Annotated in this window: 1 tRNA gene and 1 rRNA gene; both read right to left on the reverse strand. The window is 37.1% G+C overall.

The window, feature by feature from the left end:
• Window positions 1-139 precede the first annotated feature (139 nt).
• Window positions 140-215, reverse strand: a tRNA-Ala gene (locus tag K0039_RS21755).
• Between the two features lie 75 nt (window positions 216-290).
• Window positions 291-350, reverse strand: a 16S ribosomal RNA gene (locus tag K0039_RS21760); the annotation flags it as partial.

Below are 350 nucleotides of genomic sequence, written 5' to 3' on the forward strand. Positions count from 1 at the left end.
TATTAAAGTTGATATTTTTAAAAGTTATCTTCTTTATATGATATATTTTTTAAGAAGTTTATCTTCTTCTTTTATAATGTCATATCACTAAATGTTATGCAGTTTTCAAAGTACTAAAGCACTTAATTAAAAGCACTAATGGTGGAGATGAGGAGGATCGAACTCCTGACCCCTTGCGTGCAAGGCAAGTGCTCTCCCAGCTGAGCTACACCCCCATGTCGATTTTTTCAACATATCTTGAGTTTTCATAAAGAACCCTCAAAATTAAACAGTAGGTTAATTCTCCCTAGAAAGGAGGTGATCCAGCCGCACCTTCCGATACGGCTACCTTGTTACGACTTCACCCCAGT

The sequence above is a fragment of the Terrisporobacter mayombei genome (genome assembly GCF_020748465.1).
GTDB classification, from domain to species: Bacteria; Bacillota; Clostridia; order Peptostreptococcales; family Peptostreptococcaceae; genus Terrisporobacter; species Terrisporobacter mayombei.